Annotated in this window: 17 protein-coding genes; 6 read left to right on the forward strand and 11 right to left on the reverse strand. The window is 39.4% G+C overall.

The genetic code is table 11. The features are described from left to right. Complete coding sequence (locus KTV93_RS01165; protein ID WP_218249506.1) at positions 1–1,023, reverse strand: 3-oxoacyl-ACP synthase III family protein; 1,023 nt, start codon at positions 1,021–1,023, stop codon at positions 1–3. Positions 1,024–1,110: 87 nt separating this feature from the next. Between KTV93_RS01165 and KTV93_RS01170 the strand changes: the two genes are divergently transcribed. Beyond that, positions 1,111–2,013: a magnesium transporter CorA family protein gene (locus tag KTV93_RS01170; protein ID WP_218249507.1), complete on the forward strand. Its 903-nt coding sequence runs from the start codon at positions 1,111–1,113 to the stop codon at positions 2,011–2,013. A 78-nt stretch (positions 2,014–2,091) separates the two neighbouring features. On the opposite strand, the gene KTV93_RS01175 is transcribed toward KTV93_RS01170, so the two are convergent. From KTV93_RS01175 to pdhA, 8 genes are all read right to left on the reverse strand, one after another. Then, positions 2,092–4,830: a sodium-translocating pyrophosphatase gene (locus KTV93_RS01175; protein ID WP_218249508.1), complete on the reverse strand. Its 2,739-nt coding sequence runs from the start codon at positions 4,828–4,830 to the stop codon at positions 2,092–2,094. 145 nt (positions 4,831–4,975) lie between these two features. Then, complete coding sequence (locus tag KTV93_RS01180) at positions 4,976–5,587, reverse strand: inorganic pyrophosphatase (RefSeq protein WP_218249509.1); 612 nt, start codon at positions 5,585–5,587, stop codon at positions 4,976–4,978. A 9-nt stretch (positions 5,588–5,596) separates the two neighbouring features. Further along, positions 5,597–6,106, reverse strand: a complete 510-nt coding sequence (locus KTV93_RS01185; protein ID WP_218249510.1) for a DUF7935 family protein — start codon at positions 6,104–6,106, stop codon at positions 5,597–5,599. Positions 6,107–6,141: 35 nt separating this feature from the next. Further along, positions 6,142–7,017 carry a hypothetical protein gene (locus KTV93_RS01190; RefSeq protein WP_218249511.1) on the reverse strand — a complete coding sequence of 292 codons (876 nt, stop codon included), beginning with the start codon at positions 7,015–7,017 and terminating at the stop codon, positions 6,142–6,144. After that, the gene (gene radC / locus KTV93_RS01195) at positions 7,014–7,691 is read right to left on the reverse strand and encodes a RadC family protein (RefSeq protein WP_218249512.1); all 678 of its coding nucleotides are present in this window, start codon (positions 7,689–7,691) and stop codon (positions 7,014–7,016) included. The genes KTV93_RS01190 and radC overlap by 4 nt, the downstream gene beginning before the upstream one ends. A gap of 79 nt (positions 7,692–7,770) precedes the next feature. Beyond that, on the reverse strand, positions 7,771–8,439 hold the full coding sequence (locus tag KTV93_RS01200; protein WP_218249513.1) for an ABC transporter ATP-binding protein: 669 nt from the start codon (positions 8,437–8,439) through the stop codon (positions 7,771–7,773). 91 nt (positions 8,440–8,530) lie between these two features. After that, positions 8,531–10,198 carry a pyruvate dehydrogenase complex dihydrolipoamide acetyltransferase gene (locus KTV93_RS01205; protein ID WP_218249514.1) on the reverse strand — a complete coding sequence of 556 codons (1,668 nt, stop codon included), beginning with the start codon at positions 10,196–10,198 and terminating at the stop codon, positions 8,531–8,533. A 76-nt stretch (positions 10,199–10,274) separates the two neighbouring features. Continuing rightward, positions 10,275–11,279, reverse strand: a complete 1,005-nt coding sequence (pdhA, locus tag KTV93_RS01210) for a pyruvate dehydrogenase (acetyl-transferring) E1 component subunit alpha (protein WP_218249515.1) — start codon at positions 11,277–11,279, stop codon at positions 10,275–10,277. 119 nt (positions 11,280–11,398) lie between these two features. Between pdhA and KTV93_RS01215 the strand changes: the two genes are divergently transcribed. The 3 genes from KTV93_RS01215 to KTV93_RS01225 are packed head-to-tail and all read left to right on the forward strand — an operon-like array spanning position 11,399 to position 14,269. Then, positions 11,399–12,001, forward strand: a complete 603-nt coding sequence (locus KTV93_RS01215) for a phosphatase PAP2 family protein (RefSeq protein WP_218249516.1) — start codon at positions 11,399–11,401, stop codon at positions 11,999–12,001. A 5-nt stretch (positions 12,002–12,006) separates the two neighbouring features. Next, positions 12,007–12,468, forward strand: a complete 462-nt coding sequence (locus tag KTV93_RS01220) for a BlaI/MecI/CopY family transcriptional regulator (protein ID WP_218249517.1) — start codon at positions 12,007–12,009, stop codon at positions 12,466–12,468. 19 nt (positions 12,469–12,487) lie between these two features. Beyond that, on the forward strand, positions 12,488–14,269 hold the full coding sequence (locus KTV93_RS01225; protein ID WP_218249518.1) for a DUF4153 domain-containing protein: 1,782 nt from the start codon (positions 12,488–12,490) through the stop codon (positions 14,267–14,269). Positions 14,270–14,345: 76 nt separating this feature from the next. Here the strand turns inward: KTV93_RS01225 and KTV93_RS01230 are convergent, their stop codons facing one another. Beyond that, a complete protein-coding gene (locus KTV93_RS01230; RefSeq protein ID WP_218250466.1) occupies positions 14,346–14,690 on the reverse strand; it encodes an RNA recognition motif domain-containing protein in 345 nt (114 codons plus the stop codon). 140 nt (positions 14,691–14,830) lie between these two features. Further along, positions 14,831–15,694, reverse strand: coding sequence for an aldo/keto reductase (locus KTV93_RS01235; RefSeq protein ID WP_218249519.1), 864 nt, complete (start codon positions 15,692–15,694; stop codon positions 14,831–14,833). A 106-nt stretch (positions 15,695–15,800) separates the two neighbouring features. Here KTV93_RS01235 and KTV93_RS01240 point away from each other — a divergent pair, with 106 nt between their 5' ends. Both KTV93_RS01240 and KTV93_RS01245 read left to right on the forward strand, forming a co-directional pair. Beyond that, positions 15,801–17,264, forward strand: coding sequence for a T9SS type A sorting domain-containing protein (locus KTV93_RS01240; protein WP_218249520.1), 1,464 nt, complete (start codon positions 15,801–15,803; stop codon positions 17,262–17,264). Positions 17,265–17,356: 92 nt separating this feature from the next. Next, entirely contained in the window at positions 17,357–17,770 is a 414-nt protein-coding gene (locus KTV93_RS01245; RefSeq protein ID WP_218249521.1) for a DUF6157 family protein, read from the forward strand. Positions 17,771–17,786 lie beyond the last annotated feature (16 nt).

The following is a 17,786-nucleotide window of genomic DNA, read 5'->3' on the forward strand; positions in this document are numbered from 1 at the left end:
TTAATAGTTAAAGAGTACTGAACCCCAGGTAAAACCGCTTCCGAAAGCGGAAAGCAGTACAAGGTCTCCCCTTTTGATTTTTCCCTGCTCTATCGCCTCGCTAAGCGCGATGGGGATAGATGCTGCAGTAGTATTGCCATATTTCTGAATATTATTGAAAACTTTATCTTCCGGAATACCCATTTTCTGCTGCACAAACTGAGCAATCCTAAGATTGGCCTGGTGCGGAATAAACATATCTAAATCATCGATGCTTTTTCCGGCAGATTCAAGTGCTTCCTTCATGGTTTCCGGGAATCTGGTAACGGCGTGTTTAAATACGAAGTTTCCGTTCATTACCGGGTAAATTTCAGCATCGGTAACATTTTCGGGTTCCAAACGCATCCTGTCGCTCCAGCCGTATTTGGATCCCGGAAATTTCGTACAAAGCTCATCTGCATATTTACCTTCGGAATGCATATTTGTACTTAAAATGTCACCGGCACTGTCTTCTTCGGTTGCAGATAGAAGCACTGCGCCAGCACCATCACCGAAAATTACGGAAACACCTCTTCCGGCATCAGAAAAATCGAGTCCGAATGAATGAACTTCTGCACCAACAACAAGAATATTTTTATAGGTTTTTGATTTGATAAAGGCATTTGCAACACTCATGGCATATACAAACCCTGAACACTGGTTTCTTACATCTAAAGCACCAATAGTATCGCAGCCCAACATTTCCTGCAGCAGTACGCCACATCCAGGGAAATAATAATCCGGTGAAAGCGTTGCAAAAACAATATAGTCGATATCTTTTGCTGTTAAACCAGCCATTTTCAGCGCTTTTTCGGAAGCTTTAAATGCTAAAAACGCGGTGGTTTCATCGGCATCATTTCTGTTTTTGCGGTGATGGCGTTCTTTTATGCCTGTTCTCTCGGTAATCCATTCGTCACTGGTGGTCATCAGTTTCGAAAGATCATCGTTGGTTACCACATTTTCCGGAACATAATGCCCTATACCTTTAATTGTACTTTTTATCATGGAGATTTAAATTTCTACAAAGATAATTTTAATTTAAAGAATTTGAAATCTTTAATGCCACCTGAAAAATATCATTAAATTTGTCGGATGCCAATTGAAATCATTTACCGGAACCACCACTGCGAGTGGATTGATGTGGAGGCTCCAACCCAGGAAGATCTCGATTTTCTCCACGAAAGATACGAAATCAATACCCTGCTGTTAGAAGACACCATTGATCCGAATCACCTGCCGAAATTTGAGCAGGACAATGCGGTGAAATTCTTCCTGACGCGAGAAAATACGGAACTGGAGCGCACGAGTCTGAACACCATAAGTGACATTTCAACAAAACTCGGCATCTTTCTGTTTCAGAATATCATCATCACGGTTCACCGTATGAAGAACAGGAGTATCTATGAATTTAAGAAAGAGGTTCTTCTCCCTGAAAATAAAGAAATAACCACCGATGCTATTGCGCTGAAACTTGCTTTGAAAGTGATGAAATCCTTTGATGATGAATCGCAGAACCTTATGGAAACGATGGATAATGTTGAGAACGAAATTTTCCTGAAAAACACCAACAACTCCAACCAAATACGCCGACTTTACAAATTAAAAAGAAAATCGGGCCTCAATGCGCGAATCCTGAATATGTCTGCAGACTGGATTGATAAATTTAAGACCCTGCAACTTAATGATGCCGAAGTGACAGATCTGAAGGACAAACATAAAGATGTTATCGCCGATTTTGAACACCTGAATGCACAGGTAACCAACCTGATTTCGATGTTTCTTGCCATGAGCGACCAGAAAGCAAATCAGGTAATGAAAGTTCTGGCGATCTATTCGATGTATTTCTTTCCGATCACCTTTATTGCCGGAATTTATGGAATGAATTTCGAGAATATGCCTGAGCTCAGACAACCTTCCGGCTATTTTTTCACGTTAGGATTAATGGCTTTTATTGCTCTTCTGACTTTTATTTATGTAAGAAGAAAACGGTGGTAACTTATTAAATTCTTTTACGAACAGTATTAAACAATAAATCCCGGCTTTTCAGTCGGGATTTATTATTTTAGTATTTTTTTAGAAGCTAAGCACTCTTACATCTATTCTTCTGTTCTGTGCTTTACATTCATCGGTATCATTGGCTTCACAGATTGGGAAGAGCGGGCCGTAACCTTCTGCTTCGATTCTGTCACCCGAAATCCCCATTTCGAGTAATTTCAGTTTTGCCGTTTGGGCGCGGAGATTCGAAAGTTTCATATTGCTGTCGGCATTTCCGGTATCATCAGTATAACCTCCTAATTTTACTCTTAAAGTAGGATAAGCATTCATGATTTCCGCGAGGTTTGTCAACTGAGCTTCTGAACCTGGCTTTAAATCGCTGCTTCCGCTTTGGAAATGTAGATTTTCAATGGTGAACCAGGTGTTCGGATCCAAAAGTGCCTGATCTTTAAGTTTAATTCCGTTATACAGCGCATAAAGCTGGCTGTTCTGCCCCATTAAGATGGATTTATCGGTTAGTTTCACTTCCTGAACATTTCCGGTGTCATATACATAATCACCATCAGCATTTAAACCGCCTTGTACCGTCTGCGCTGTAGCAGAAGTCCCGGCATCCATACCCGGAGCCTCAGCTGCAACAGTAGTAACTCCCATCATTTTATTGAGAGATTCCAGTTTTTCTCTTCTGTTATTTTCAATTTTATCTTTGTGCATAATGGCCAAAGTAGGTGCAATCACCAATGAAACGATGGACATTAACTTAATCAGAATGTTCATTGAAGGACCGGAAGTATCTTTGAAAGGATCGCCTACTGTATCTCCCGTTACAGAAGCTTTGTGCGGCTCGGAACCTTTGTAGAAAGTTTTCCCGTTGATATCCACACCTTTTTCAAAAGATTTTTTAGCATTATCCCACGCACCTCCGGCATTGTTCTGAAACATTCCCATTAACACTCCTGAAACCGTAGCGCCTGCAAGAAATCCTCCTAATACCTCAGGTCCAAAAATAAATCCTACTAAAAGTGGAGACACCAAAGCAATTGCTCCGGGAAGCAACATCTTTCTGATTGAGGCATCCGTAGAAATCGCTACACACTTTTCATATTCCGGAGTTGCTTTACCTTCCAGAATTCCCGGAATTTCGCGAAACTGCCGGCGAACTTCCTCTACCATCGCCATTGCAGCTTCTCCCACTGCTTTGATTGCTAATGAAGAGAATATGAATGGAATCATCGCTCCTACAAATAAACCTGCCAATACATCGGCTCTGTAAATATCAATTCCGTCAATTCCTGCAATTCCTACGAACGCCGCAAATAACGCAAGCGCTGTTAAAGCTGCTGAAGCAATTGCAAAACCTTTACCTGTGGCTGCTGTAGTATTACCTACTGCATCTAAAATATCTGTCTTTTCACGAACTTCTTTCGGTAATTCGCTCATCTCTGCGATTCCGCCTGCGTTATCAGCAATCGGTCCGAAAGCGTCAATTGCTAACTGCATGGCAGTAGTAGCCATCATTCCGGCTGCAGCAATTGCTACACCGTATAATCCTGCACAAAGATAAGATCCGTAAATACCACCAGCCAGAACTAAAATCGGTAAAAGGGTAGATTCCATACCCACGGCTAGTCCGCCGATAATATTGGTTGCGTGACCTGTTGAGGACTGCTTTACAATACTTTTAACCGGTCTTTTACCCATGGCGGTATAATATTCTGTAATGATACTCATCAGAGTTCCCACCACAAGACCAACGATAATAGCTCCGAAAACACCCATCTTAGTGAACTCGTGACCTCTTAAAGTCATGGTTTCAGGCAATAAATAATTTACCAGAAAGTAAGAAGAGATTGCGGTAAGTACAATACTTCCCCAGTTCCCCATGTTTAAAGCATTCTGTACCGGAGCAGTATCAAGTTCAGCTGTTTCGCTGATTTTAACAAATAGTGTCCCTATCATCGAGAAGATGATTCCTGTACCGGCGATCAGCATTGGCAAAAGAATCGGAGCAAATCCGCCGAAAAGATCCGGGGAAATTGTTTCGTTACCCAATACCATTGTTGCTAAAACTGTTGCTACATAAGATCCGAATAAATCCGCTCCCATTCCTGCAACGTCACCCACATTATCACCCACGTTATCTGCAATTGTCGCAGGGTTTCTTGGATCATCTTCGGGAATACCCGCTTCCACTTTACCTACCAAATCGGCACCTACATCGGCAGCTTTGGTATAAATTCCACCCCCGACACGTGCAAAAAGTGCTATAGATTCTGCTCCTAAAGAGAAACCTGTAAGGATTTCAATAGCTTTTTCCATTTCATGGGTGTTTGCTGCGGAACCCGGTGCGAAAATCTGTTTAATAATTAGGTATAAGGCGCCTAATCCCAATACGGCTAATCCGGCAACACCCATTCCCATTACGGAACCTCCTGTGAAGGAAACCTTCAGAGCTTTTGAAAGTGATGTTTTGGCAGCTTCTGCCGTTCTTACGTTGGATTTGGTGGCGATTTTCATTCCGATGAATCCGGCCAGGGCAGAAAGAATTGCGCCGAAAATGAAGGCCAGACCAATACTCCAGTGTGAATTGGCGTTGCTGGCACCCATTAAAGCGAGCAATACAGCAACAATCACCACAAAATACATCATAATTTTGTATTCTGCTTTAAGGAAAGCCATGGCACCATCGGCAATGTGCCCACTAATCTCCTTCATTCGGTCGTTACCTGCGTTCTGTTTGCTCACCCAGGAACTCTGAATAAAAGTGTAGATTAAGGCAATAATACCAAAGATGGGTACTAAAATAAATAAATTCATAGATTATTTTTTAATGTTAACATCGTGTTAAATAAAACATAAACCGAAAATACACAATTTATTTTAAATTCTTCAGCAAAACTGCGATAAAATAAAAAAGACAGATATGGTATACCTGTCTTTTTTATTCATAAAATCGGATGGATTAACCACCAAATTTGCTTGCATAATCTTTTTGCGAAGCTTTAATTACCTTTTTTGCATGGTCAGCACCATAAACTTCCTGGATTCTACATTTTGCAGGTTCATCCGGAAGGTTTTTATAGGTAAGGAAATAGTGCATCAATCTCTTGATCTCGGCCTGTGGAAGCTCTTCGATATCGCGGAAGTGTCCGAAAGCGTGATCGCCTTTCATTACTGCTACAATTTTATCATCAGCTTCACCTTTATCAATCATCTTGAAACCACCAATTGGAATAGCTTCCATCAACATACCGCCTGCGTGGATGTTATGCGAGCTCAATACGCAGATATCCAGCGGATCAAGGTCACCTGTCTGAACATCTTCTGCTCCACTTTCTATTGCAAGTTTTAGTACTTCATCATGACAGTAAGTACGCGGAATAAATCCGTAAAGTGCGGGAATGATATTGGAGAACTGCTGCGGGCGGTCAACTTTCAGATAACCGCTTTGCTTGTCGATTTCATATTTAATAGTATCACTGGGAACGATCTCTACAAAAACATTTACAACATTAGGTACATCTCCTCCTGCTGAAATCCCGTGCCATGGATGCGCTTTAAAATTTGGTATCATTTATTTATTTTAATTTACAATTAGGTTTTCTTTTCTTAAATCTTCAATAGTTTGGGCAATGAAATCATTTTCATTCATGTAATTCATGAGAAATACAGTTTTAAATTCATCGAGCGTAGCATTATCACTAAGGTTTTCATATGTCGTATGAATTAGATGAAGGACACTGTTCTTACAGCTCACTACATTTTTCCACGTATTCTTTGTTAAATACAACTGCTGTGAAGCATTGTAATCGAATTCTTCGTTAATGGTTTTTTCGATAAGGAAAACGTACTCGTTCGGTGCAAGGCTACGGTCGAATTTGGTGACGAGATTTGCCGGTTTCATTCTTTCGAGAAACAGGGTAAGCCTCTCATAGGCATGAACCCGCTGCTCGGAATTTCCCTTTACAGTTAATAATTTGATCTCCTGATTCTTGAGTTTGATGTAGCTGAACACGAACTGTCTGATAAAAACCAGAAAGGGTAACGCCAGCAAAACCGCAAACGCGTAAGGGAAATAAGGCCAATCGATCATAATGAAAATTAGGGTGCAAAATTACTAATAATTTGCTACTTCCTTAATATGTTTAGCAGTAAATCTTTTTTTGTGTTTTCCAGCACCGGATATTCCTGTAAAACTGAGCCAAAACTTTTGAAGAAAACCTCGATTCCACGGATGCTACCGCCCATAAAATCAAACGATTTCTGGTGAATATTTTCCTTAAGAATGCGGTCAATAAGATAGGAAGCTCCATTATCCAGCCGGTAATTTTCATCATTTACCAGTCCCAGCAATGAAAAAGCGTCACCTTCACAGATCATGATTGCCAGACTTGTCAACTGATTATCCTTGAATGCGCCGAAAATCCTGAGCATTTTTTTTGTTTCCAGAAACTTCAGGTAACCAAGGAATTTCTGAAAATCGCTCTTTTTTTTCAGACCTTTGAAATTATCATTAATGAAACCGAAGGTCTCAGCCAGTCCGACCTCCTTAAAATCAAGATATTGGGCAGTTTTCACAGTAGATTTGCGGCCTTTGAAATAATTTTTTCTCAGCACTGAATACTCCGTACACTCGATAAAATAATTTTTCTTCACCTTCAAATCTTGATTAAAGGTATTCTGATGGTTGAAGTAATACGAGAACACTCTGTAATTTCGCTTTAGAAATGTAAGGAACTGCTGTTCCATTTCACGGTTAACCGTCTTACTGAAAACTCCAAGTTGCTGACAAAAAAGCGGCATCAGTACGAAATGGAATCCGTATTTTTTTTTCAAAGGCACGGGCATTATATAATCATAATCGCCGGAAACCAGAAGTTCCCATTCTTCACACAAGGTGTCGAGAATTTCCTTTTTCGCATAAAAATTACGCTGCAACGAAGTTTCGATACAGTGTTGGTATTTTTCAAAGTCAATTTGCTGATAATTCAGTCTCTTAATCATAATAAATTTTCGTCGGCAAAACTGAAATAAGCATTCTGTGAAATAATTAAATGATCCAGCAACTGGATGTTCAGAATTTTTCCTGCATCTGCAATCTGTTTGGTGATTCGCAAATCCTCCTGGCTGGGTTTCAGATTTCCGGACGGATGGTTGTGGGCAACCGCAATTGCCGTGGCGAGATGTTCCAGGCCTGTCTTGAACAGAATACGCACATCAACAACAGACTGGTTAATTCCTCCCGCAGATAATCTCGATTTACCCAGAATCCGGTTATTTTGATTTAAGAATATCGCCCAGAATTCTTCGGTTTGAAGATCTGAAAGATAAGGCTGCAACACTTTATAAATGTCCTTGCTTTCGCGGATCTGGATCTTTTCAGGGACTTCCTGGGCAGCACGCCTGCGGCCTATTTCCAGGGCTGCAGCTATTGAGATTCCCTTGGCTTCCCCCACTCCTTTAAATTTCATTAAATCCGAAAGCGAAAGCAGTGATAAATTATGCCAATTGTTTGCTACGGAATTCAGAATCTTTCTCCCGAGTTCCACTGCCGAATCTTCGCGGTTTCCGCTGCCCATGATAATCGCCAAAAGCTCAGCATCAGAAAGCGCATTTTTACCCTTGAGTAAAAATTTTTCTCGTGGTCTGTCGTCTTCTGCAAGGAATTTTATGGACATAGCTTTTCGGATTCTGGGTGAACAGAAAATTCTTAATTTTTAAAGTTAGTGAAAATTGTAGAATTTACAATAAGCAGGATCAGTAGATAATCTGCCCGTCTTTCATCACCAGTTTTCTGTCTGTTGTGTCGGCCAGATGCGTATTGTGGGTTACAATAACAAAAGTCTGGTTGTACTTATCGCGAAGATCGAAAAATAGTTGATGCAGATCATCAGCATTTTTCGAATCCAAATTTCCCGTAGGTTCATCAGCAAAAATAATCTTCGGTGAATTGATGAGTGCTCTTGCTACCGCGGTTCTTTGCGCTTCACCACCCGACATTTCGTTAGGTTTGTGATGGAGCCGGTGAGCAATATTCAGGTCTTCGAAAAGTGAATAAGCTTTATCAAGGGATTCTTTTTCGTTTTTTCCTGAAATCCGGGTTGGAAGCAGCACGTTTTCAAGCGCTGTAAACTCTGGCAAAAGCTGGTGAAACTGAAAAACAAAACCAATATTCTCGTTCCGGAATTTTGAAAGCTGCCTGTCACTCATTTCGATAAACGATTTCCCCGCTAAAGCAATCTGGGTGTTGAAGCTTTTAGGATTAGTCGGTGTATCCAAAGTGCCCAAAATCTGCAAGAGTGTAGATTTTCCGGCGCCGGATTCCCCGACAATTGACACTACTTCACCTTCGAGAATATGTACATCAACGCCTTTCAGAACTTCCAGATTACCGTATGATTTATGAATATTGCTTGCTTTTATCATGGTTTCAAAAATAGTGAAAATGATTTTAATACGTAAATAAAAATCCTTCCAAAAATACATTTGAAAGGATTTCAGAAATATCAATTTTAATTTAGAGCAGCAGCGTTAAAGGCTGTTCCAAATATGTTCTTAAAGTCTGTAAAAACTGTGCGCCAGTTGCTCCGTCAACCACACGGTGGTCGCAGGCAAGTGAAAGTTTCATGGTATTTCCTACAACGATCTGTCCGTCTTTCACCACAGGTTTTTCAATAATTGCCCCTACGGAAAGAATTGCTGAGTTTGGTTGGTTAATAATTGAGGTAAAGGTCTCAATACCAAACATTCCCAAATTCGAAACAGAGAAAGTTGAGCCTTCCATTTCGTTGGCCTTCAAGCCTTTGGATTTTGCTCTTCCGGCCATATCTTTCACTGCGGCAGAAATCTGGTTGTAATTCATCTGGTCTGCATTTTTCAGAACAGGAACAACCAATCCATCTGGAATTGCTACAGCAACGCCTACATTGATGTTTCCGTGGTGAACAATTTTATCTGCATGCCATGTTGAATTTACCTGCGGATGTTTTCTTAAAGCCATTGCTGTCGCTTTAATCACCATATCATTGAATGAAATTTTAGTGTCAGGCAATGAATTGATTTCTTTTCTGGCTTCAATCGCTTTATCCATGTTTATTTCAACAATCAGATAATAATGCGGTGCGGTGAATTTACTTTCAGAAAGCCTTTTCGCGATGATGTTTCTTACCTGAGAATTCGGTGTTTCAGAATCTTCACCCTGAACAAAATTCATTACAGGCTGAGCAGCTTTCACTTCAGCAATAGATTTAGTTTCTGCTACCTGAGCGGTCTGAGCGGATGGGGTGAAACTTTCCACATCTTTTTTCACGATTCTTCCGTTCTCCCCTGTTCCTTTTAAAGCATGAACGTCGATTCCTTTATCTTCAGCCATTTTTTTAGCCAAAGGAGAAATCGCCACACGCTCGCCAGTTGAAGCAGCTACAGGAGTCGAAGCTGTTTCTGTCTTGGATGTTTCTGCTTTCGCTTCAGCAACCGGAGTTTTATTTTCTGATTTTTTACCGCCACCGGAAATAATTCCGGAAACATCGGTTCCTTCAGGACCGATAATCGCTAAAACGGTATCCACCGGACTTGCTCCGCCTTCTTCAGTTCCTACATATAAAAGATTTCCGTTGAACTCGGATTCGAAATCCTGAACCGCCTTATCGGTTTCGATTTCTGCTAAAATATCGCCCTCTTTAACAGCATCACCTAATTTTTTGTGCCATTTGGCAACTTTACCTTCAGTCATCGTATCGGAAAGACGAGGCATGGTAATTACTTCCACACCTGCGGGAATTTCTGCTGATGCAGTTCCTTCTTCTTTTTCAACCGTCTTGGTCGTTTCTACATCGGTCACATTCTGTTCGGTTTTGTTTTCTTCGGGAATTCCTGCTGCTTCTGTTGCGGAAGTTCCTGCGGATGCTGATTGAGAATTTCCGCCTTTCAATGCTGAAATATCTTCGCCTGCATTACCAATAATTGCCAAAACAGAATCTACCGGAGAAGATCCTCCTTCTTCAGTACCGATAAACAAAAGGGTTCCGTTATATTCTGATTCAAAATCCTGAACGGCTTTGTCGGTTTCAATTTCTGCTAAAATATCGCCCTCTTTCACAGCATCGCCAACTTTTTTGTGCCATTTGGCTACTTTCCCGTCCGTCATTGTATCGGAAAGTCGGGGCATTGTAATTACTTCAGCCATAATTTTTATTATTTGAGATTAAAAAGCCGAAGCAGGAGATTTTGCAGTCTCCAGCTTCGGATTTCAAATTTAATTATCAGTTATTTTCTAATTTGTCAAGGAATGGATAATCCTCCTGAGCATAAACATATTCGTAAACTTTGTCTGCAGTTGGATATGGAGACTGCTCCATAAATTCAACGCATTCTTCAACGAAATCTCTGGATTTTTCATCCAAAACATTCAGTTCGTCTTCAGTAGCCCAATTATTTTCCAGAATCCGCTGTTTTACGATCTCGATTGGATCGTCTTTCTTGTGTTCTGCAACTTCTTCTTTTGATCTGTAAGGTTCTGCATCAGACATTGAGTGGCCTCTGTAACGGTAAGTTCTGGCCTCAATAAATGTTGGTCCATCTCCTCTTCTTGCTCTTTCGATCGCTTCGTAGGCAGCTTCCGCCACTTTTTCAGGATCCATTGCATCTACAGGAAGGCAAGGCATTTCGTAACCAAGACCAAGTTTATAAATATCTTCGTGATTGGCCGTTCTTTTCACCGAAGTTCCCATTGCGTACTGGTTGTTTTCTACAACGAATACTACCGGAAGTTTCCAGTTCATCGCCATATTGAAGGTTTCATGAAGTGAACCCTGACGCGCAGCACCGTCTCCGAAGAAACAGATGTTCACTCCCCCGGTTTCGAAATATTTATCTCCGAAAGCGATTCCGGCACCCAAAGGAATCTGGCCGCCCACAATTCCGTGGCCTCCATAAAATCTTTTTTCTTTGCTGAAGATGTGCATAGAACCACCCATACCTCCTGAAGTACCCGTAGCTTTACCGCAGAGTTCTGCCATAATTCTTTTCGGATCAACTCCCATTGCCATTGGATGAATGTGACATCTGTAAGCGGTAATCATGCTGTCTTTGGTAAGATCCATTGCATGGGCAAAACCGGCCGGTATTGCTTCCTGCCCGTTGTACAAATGTAAAAATCCACGGATTTTCTGTTTAAGGTAAAGAGAACGGCATTTGTCTTCAAACCTTCTCCACATCGTCATTTCTTCGTACCACTGAAGATACACTTCTTTTGAAAATTCTTTCATGTTTAATCGAAATATGTCGCAAAAATACTAAAAAACTTTGTCTTTACAGATAGCTTCAAAAGAGAATTTTATCATACTTCATTTAAAAAAAACTTATTTTTGGAACCATAATTTTACGTATGTTAAAAAACTACCCGCCGGCTTTGATTGGAGTTTCAAAATTCATCTCGAATTTCTTTAATCCGCTTGTTTCCCTCATCATATTTTTCATTTATATCAGCTCCAAGAATTATTCTGCGGCTGCTTCAATACAGACCTTTGTACCCATTTTACTGCTTACTGTTCTGCCCATTATTATCTGGATTGTGTGGAATGTAAGGAAAGGCAATTACACCAATTTGGATGTATCTAACCGCAACCAAAGGAAGAGTTTATATTTTTTTATTTCCGGGTGTATCGGGGTATATCTCATTTATGATTACATAACGACGGCATCCCCGGATGTCCTCATGATATTTCTCATGATTCTGCTTCTGGTACTGCAGTTCAGCAATTATTTCATTAAAAGTTCCATGCATACCGCCTTCAATGTTTTTGTAGCGGCACTATTTTTTGCTGAAAGCCCTGTTTTGGGGCTTCTATGGCTAATAATCGCAGTTTTGGTAGGGATTACAAGAGTAATTCTGAAAAGACATACCACCAGAGAAGTGATTACCGGCGCGGTAATCGCTGTATTAGTTTCTTTTATTTACCTTTATACCAACATCCAATTCCAGCACTAAAAACTATGAAAATAAATACGCTAACCCATTCGGAAGAGCTCTTGATGAATATTTTGTGGAAACTGAATTCCGCTTACATGAAAGAAGTCATGGAAGCATATCCGGAACCGAAACCACATCAGAATACGGTTTCTACTTTCATGAAAATTCTTGTTGAAAAGGAATTTTTAATCACCGAAAAAGAAGGCAGAATCTTTAAATATTCCGTGGCGATTCCCTATGATGATTACCGCAAATTTGTGCTCAGGAATTTTGCCGAAAACTATTTCAATAATTCTGTTCCGGAGCTCGTAAAAACCCTTCTTGATGAGCAACTCCTTACAAACAATGAATTGAACATTATCGCCGGAATCACCCGTTCTGAGGCGAAAGATGAAAGTCCGATAAGCGATTTTATCAACGAAATTACTTCAAACAAAAAGGAGAAGAAAAAAGGAAAAAAGAAGGACAAGAAGAAGAAAAAATAAACAGCTTAATCTTAATCCGATGCTTAAAAAAATACGCGACATATCGGGCAAAACAGGCGAAATCATTCGGGAATACCCAATGGTATTGCTGATGTCTTTTTTAGGTGCAGTTTCCTGGATGTGTTTTGCTCACACCGACTTCAATTCGCATCCTAATTTCTTTGTTTTTATAAAGTTCGCAATTGTTTCGTGTTTAGGAATTTCGGTGATGTTTGCATTAAATATGCTTTCACAGCGTATTGGTAAAAGATTTCTTCTGGAAATGGGAGGCGTTATTTTTTTGGTCTTTTTCTACCTAATTTTACCGGAGAATGAAAAATACTTTACAGAACGTTATGCTTTTTTAATCGTTCCAACTTTTATACTTTCGCATCTTTTAGTTTCGTTTACTGCATTTTTCGGAAAAGGAAAAGAACTGAATTTCTGGCAGTTTAATAAGAATTTATTCATCAATTTATTTCTCACCGCAGTATTTACAGGCGTTCTAACGGGCGGTGTTGAACTGGCAATTTTAGCGGTAGACAAACTGTTTGATTTTAATTTTAATCAACGCTATTATCTGGAGACCTTTTATTTCCTTGCGATTTTCGGAAGTACTTTCATTTTTTTACTTTTTAATGAAAAAGGGCTTTTGCAACTGGAAAAAGACGGAACTTATCCTGTAATCCTGAAGTTTTTCACTCAATACATCCTGATTCCGCTTCTACTATTATATGCCGTGATTCTTTACTTTTACTCTGCGAAAATCCTCATCAACTGGGAACTTCCGCGGGGCTGGGTTTCGTATCTCATACTCGCATATTCTGTGGTCGGAATTTTAGCACTTCTGCTTGTTCATCCTTTAAAAAAAGAATTATCAGCATCATGGGTAAGAATTTTTTCTAAGATTTTTTATTTTACAGTGATACCGCTGTTGGCATTACTGTTTACCGCAATTTTCACCAGAATTTTAGAGTACGGCTATACTGAACCCAGATATTTTGTTTTGCTCATCGCATTATGGCTCACAAGCGTTGTACTCTATTTTATTGTTGCAAAGAAAGCTACCATTAAATTTATCCCGATAAGTTTATTTTCATTTGGCTTATTTTCTTTGGTTTTTCCTTATCTGAATACTTTTTCTGTGTCAAAAAGAAGTCAGAAATCCGAACTTCGAGAAGTGATAATTCAAAATAAGCTCCTTGAAAACGGAAAAATTAATTTCAGTAAAAAAGTATCAGACACAGTTGCAGATGAAATTGCGAGTAAATTTGATTTTTTGGTGAAACGCGATGAGAAAGACTTTCTTCTGCAACTGATACCGCGGAAAGACCAGAAACTCATTATAAAAAGTCTGGAAAAAAGAGATTTTTATGGCGTGCAAAGCCAGATCAGGTCAGCTTTCTCAAATGTAGATAAAACTAAAAAATCATTCCGGGGAGAAAACTTTGAACTTGTAAGCGAAAACCGCTTGAGGTCTGTCCAGGGTTATGATTTCTTTACGAGAGCGGCGAATTTTCCGAGTGAACAAGGGTTGACCATAAACACAGACATTCTCCGGGTTTACAGCCAGCAACGCAATGGAGAACTATTGATTCTTACGCTGAATAATAAAGAAAAGTGGGATGCAACCCCCGCCATTAAACAGCTTCTTCGTAAATATGACCAATGCACCGGTCGTCTTTTGGTTCCCGAGATTGCACTGGAAAAAGATCTGGGAAATTACCATCTCAAAATTATCTTTGATAATCTGATCCGGGAAAATTCAGTGACTGAAAATATTTATTTCGGCGAAGCTTATATTTTGATTCGACGGAGATAAATAGGCTGAATTCGAAAAAATAATCATAAAAAAAGCGGCTTAAAAGCCGCTTCATTATTTTGTGTAGACAAAAATCTTACCAGTTTGAACCGCCACGATTTCCTCCACCGTAACCACCGCCACGGTTTCCTCCACCGTAACCGCCACCACGGTTATTGTCGAAACTTCTTCTTGGTTTGTCTTCTCTTGGTTTAGCTTCAGAAACGTTAAGTTCTTTACCGTCCAATTCTTTTCCGTTTAAAGCTTCGATAGCGTTTTTACCGTCTTCGTCGCTCATTTCTACGAAACCGAATCCTCTAGATCTACCGGTTTCTCTGTCTGTAATAATTTTAGCAGAAGATACTTCGCCAAATTCTGAAAAAAGGTCTTGCAATGACTCTTCTCTTGTAGAGTAATTGATGTTTGAAACAAAAATGTTCATCATAAAAAAAATTAAAAAATTAATACTTGTTGAAATTATAAATGAAACTCAACAATTGATGAACAAAGATTGATTTCGGATATAAAAACGGGTGCAAGTTACAAATTAAATTGAATTAAACAATTTTTTTTAATAATCTTTTAATCCACCTCTCTTCCTTGTGAAGCCTCCAGAATTCTGAACCAGTCTTCAGCTTCCATTTCTATTGTTAAACTTCCTCTGAATTCTTTGATTGTCTTAGACTTAGACGTTCCTATTACGGGAATAATTCGGGCAGGATGAGCAAACAAAAAGGCTAAAAGAAGCTGATTTTCTTCCGTTTCATATTTTATACAGAGATCCTTAATGACCGTCTTTAATCTGATATTCTGAGCAGATTTTTCTGTAAAATAATCTCCCATGACCGACCACGCCATAGGTCGCAGTTTTTTAAGCATTAACTGATCGAGAGTTCCGTTGTAAAAAGCATCAACTTTATTTACAGAGATTTCAACCTGATTGGTAATTAACGGAAATGCATCATTAATAAGCTCATATTGCGAAACTGAAAAATTGGAAACTCCAAAATGTCTTACCTTTTTCTGTTCCCGCAAAATTGCAAAACTTTCTGCAATTTCTTCAGGATTCATCAAGGGTGAAGGTCGGTGAAGCAACAGAAGGTCAAGATAATCGGTTTGCAGATTTTCGAGGCTTTGATCGACAGATTTTAAAATATGATCGCGGGAATAATTGTAGGATTTAATTCCGTAGCTTCTGTTCTCACAAGGCATCTGTATTCCGCATTTGGAAATGAACTGTACTTCTTCCCTTTTGATTTTCATTTCGGAGAAAGCATCACCGAAAAGCTTCTCAGTGGTATAGTTTCCGTAAAGATCAGCATGATCGAAAGTTGAAAATCCTTCTTCGAGAGAAGTTTCAACTAATTCCTGAACTCCTTTCGCAGAATGATCAGCGCCCCAAACTCCCCAACGCATCGTACCAATAATAATGTTTGAAAACTTCATAATTCAGCAATTTTAGTCAAAATTAAAGATTTAAAACTTATTTTTAACATTCCAAATTTCTATTCACACCATAATAAATTTTATATTTGAAGAAAATTAATTCATAATGAAAAAACTCTCTTTTCTTTTTTTATCTCTGTCCTCAACAATGGCATTTTCGCAATTTATAAGTCCGGGAACGGGAATAACCTATAACCTTGCGTCTCTTTCTGCGGCAGCTCCTGCTGTTTTGGTAAATAACGGAACTGCATACCAAATGACCGCAGACATTACTATCTCGAATGGCGATACCCTTCTGATGGATGAAGATACCACCCTGAAAATAGATGGTGGAAAACAACTTACCATTGCCGGAACTTATGATACCAATGCAGGGAATATTTTAGTTACCGCAACAGATCCTGCAGTAATCTTTAAAGGAATACGTCTGGAATCTTCAGCGACCGTAACCATAAAAAACACGACATTTGAATATGGCGGCGGTATACAGGCTTTAACTGGAAATTTTTTAATGGAAAATTCCATTGTTAGATATTTTAAATCTGGTCTTGTTACGGGAGCGTCCCTTAATTTCTCTACCGGAAACCCAATTGTTAGAAATTCCCAGTTCATCGAGAATGATCTTCCTGCCGTTGCTTCAGGTGCAAACCAATCTGTAGCATTAGAATTCACCGGAAACTATCTTTACGGTAATACCAAAGGGAATTCTAACCGACCGCAGATCAATATGGGACCAAGTGGTACCGGTATTACAAAAATCTTAAATAATACCATCATTGGCGACCGAACACTCACAAAAGTTGGAGGCGTTTCTGTCTCAACTTTATTAGGAGTTGAAAATCATCCTCAGATTGAAGGCAATATTATTAAAGACAACCGTTACGGAATTACCGTTGCAGGAAACAATTCCTCCGGATCCATTTCAAATAATGTTTTAACAGACAATAATACAGAGCCGGTGCCGGCAAACGGGGGAAGCGGAATATCATTATCGGGAAGCGGAAGCCAGGTGATGGCTATTAAGGTAGAAAAAAATCAGATCCGTGGTAGCCTTTGGGGAATCACGGTAATTGGAACCGCTCAGGCTGATTTTGGAGGTGGAAACTTGGGAAGTACCGGTGAAAATGTTTTCTTTAATAATGGAAACGGAGGTCAGATTTATGCACTTTATAATAATACACCGCATCCTCTGAGCGCAACCAACAACTGCTGGAGAGAAAATGAATTGTCAGATGATGCAATGGTTGAAAGTGTAATTTTCCACAGTGTAGACGATTCAACCAAAGGGACTGTAAATTATACTCCATATCTTTGTGGGCAGCCGATGTCTACAAATGATGCAAATCTCTTAAGAAGCAGCATCTACCCTAACCCAAGCAACGGAAACTTTGTATTCGAAACTGAATATGCAGGAAACATCGTGATTTCTGATATGAACGGCAGAATCATTTATTCCGCAATCACTGTCAAAGGAAAAAATAACATTTCACTGAAAGCAAATACTGGAGTTTATATGCTGCAGTATCATGCTCAGGGTAAAAAACAATCTAATAAATTAATTATTAAATAATTGACCCTTAAATTAATTTATTCAAACTCATTCTGAACGCTACAGAATGAGTTTTTTTATACATTTACATCGGCTTTAAAAACTTTCAAAACATGAAAATCCACACTACAAATTATAAAAATACCTTTATTGAAATCGCTGAAGACTGCCCTGTTTCCAGCGGCCAAATTCCACCAACAAAAAGAAACCTCACTCTTGCGAATATTCAGTATGAAATGGTTGCTGAAAATCCTTACCAATTCACCTCAGATGATGTAATGTTCGAATGCTATGCTCAAAAAAATGATATTACTGAAAACGAAAGAGCAGAAGGCCGGAAAGATTTCTTTTCAAAAGGTCAGGCATGTTTTCGCTCTTCAGCACTTTTAAAAAGATACGGCTTCGGAATTCACCACAATGAGGAAGGTAAAGTTGCCATCTATCCCGCAGGAAGCGAGGAATATGAAAGACTGGTGAATGATGACTCTGTTGCCAAGGTCAAAGCAATGCGAAACAAAAGAAAATAAGACCAATATCTATAAA

This window comes from Kaistella faecalis, from assembly GCF_019195395.1.
Taxonomy (GTDB): Bacteria; Bacteroidota; Bacteroidia; order Flavobacteriales; family Weeksellaceae; genus Kaistella; species Kaistella faecalis.